Raw genomic sequence first — 2,023 nt, 5'->3', positions numbered from 1 at the left:
CTGGAAGTTGATACGGCGTTTTTTCCTCTTTTAGGTATTTCAGCGTCAACAGGGTCCAACCTGCCCACCAGAGACCCGTCATCGCCATCCCGATGCGTGCCGCCATCGCTTGGCTTTCCGGTGTCTTTTGCGTGGCGACGAGAGCGAGGGCAATAGTAAATTGCAGCGAACCGCCGACATATCCGAACGCATATCCTCTGGCAGAAACGGAATCCAGTTTGTCTTCGGAGGCGATCTGTGGTAAGAACGCATCGTAGAAAACATTACCGCCGACAAAGCAAATTTGAGAACCGAGAAATAGCAGAATCGTCAATCCGATGTCACCGGACCGGCAAAAATAGAGCATCGTTGCGAAGATACTGCCCATATAAGCGAAACCCATAAGAAACCGTTTTTTCGCGCCGGAGAAATCGGCAATCGCACCAAGCACGGGTGCAAAGAGGAACACGCAGAACGCCGCGGTTGCCAACATATAGCCCCACAACGCCGTCGCGCTCACATTCATGCCGAGAATGTCGACACCTGCTTCGCCAACAATGGCTTTCGCAAAATAATTGGGCAATATGGCGGCGATCACAGTGGTGATATAGGCTGAATTCGCGCAGTCATACATGCACCATCCGAAGATTGTTTTCTTATCGTTTTTCATGATTCTCCCATCTGCGAAACGTTGGGTTGGAATGTTTCCTGTATTTTCCCACACTTTCGGCAGGAAATCAACAAGATTCTTTAGAGCCGCAGCGCCACTCAGTTTTAAGGAATTATCAAAAGTGTTATGTGAAACAAAAACCGAGTGAAATCCAACGCTTTTATTTTCAATTTTCCGAGACTCTGCTGGTATGAAGTTAGGTTTCACTATGTTCTTGAATATATGGAGAGGATATTGACTTCGAGGTGTGTTTGGCAGACGAATATCTGACTTCTCAACACCGTTCAACTTAGGGGAAACACCCAAGCAAAAACACCTACGGGAGTGATGAAGGGAAATCGCGAGTAAAACTCGCTCCTACAAGATGGGTGAAAGGAGAAAAGTGTAGAAGGAGGTGGAGCAGTGGAAGCGTGAGGGTTTCACGCTTCCACTGCCCTGCCTCGCCGAGATTAGGCAAGGTCGAAACGGTCAAGATTCATGACCTTGTTCCACGCAGCGACGAAGTCACGCACAAATGTTTCTTGTGCGTCATCGCATGCGTAGATTTCCGCAATGGCTCGGAGTCGGGAGTTTGAGCCGAATACAAGGTCGACCCGGGTGCCGGTCCACTTGAGATCGCCTGTCAAGCGATGGCGTCCCTCGAATATATTCTCGTCTGTAGCGGATGCTGCCCACTCAATGTTCATGTTAAGCAGGTTCGTGAAGAAATCCGTTGTTAACGTCTCGGGACGATCGGTGAAGATACCGAATCCGGATTCACAAACGTTTGTATCCAGGACGCGCAAGCCACCGACGAGAACGGTCATCTCAGGTGCGGTGAGCGTCAGCATGTGTGCGCGATCCACCAGCAGTTCTTCGGCTGTTCTCTCGTGTCCGTTTGCGATATAGTTGCGGAATCCGTCGGCAGTCGGTTCAAGCACAGCAAACGATTCGACATCGGTTTGCTCCTGCAACGCGTCCGTGCGCCCTGGAGCGAAGGGAACCTGTACGTCAATGTCAGCGTTCTTTGCGGCAGCCTCAACGCCTGCACCCCCAGCGAGAACGATCACGTCAGCGAGTGAGACCCGCTTGCCGTCGGATTGCGCGTCGTTAAATTCCGCTTGAATCTCTTCAAGGGTCTGAATTACCTTCTCAAGTTCAGACGGATTGTTGACTTCCCAATCCTTTTGCGGTGCAAGGCGAATGCGTGCGCCGTTCGCGCCACCACGCTTGTCAGTGCCGCGGAATGTTGCCGCAGATGCCCAAGCGGTTGAAACGAGCTGAGAAATGGACAGTCCTGATTCGAGAATCTTAGTCTTCAAGGCAGCGATGTCTTGCGCGTCAATCAATTCATGATCGACATCAGGGACGGGGTCTTGCCACAACTGCGGTTCC

The 2,023-nt window shown here is 51.2% G+C and carries 2 protein-coding genes; both read right to left on the bottom strand.

Annotated features, from left to right (window positions below):
• A partial coding sequence (locus OXH00_04925; protein MCY3740342.1) for an MFS transporter occupies positions 1-649 on the bottom strand: 649 nt, incomplete at its 3' end.
• A 449-nt stretch (positions 650-1,098) separates the two neighbouring features.
• Positions 1,099-2,023 (bottom strand): catalase-peroxidase (locus OXH00_04920; protein ID MCY3740341.1); only part of this gene is annotated, 925 nt, incomplete at its 5' end.

This window comes from Candidatus Poribacteria bacterium, from assembly GCA_026706025.1.
Classification (GTDB): domain Bacteria; phylum Poribacteria; class WGA-4E; order WGA-4E; family WGA-3G; genus WGA-3G.
Note: the sequence above shows the minus strand (reverse complement) of the source record. Positions and strands in the feature narration are given on the sequence as shown.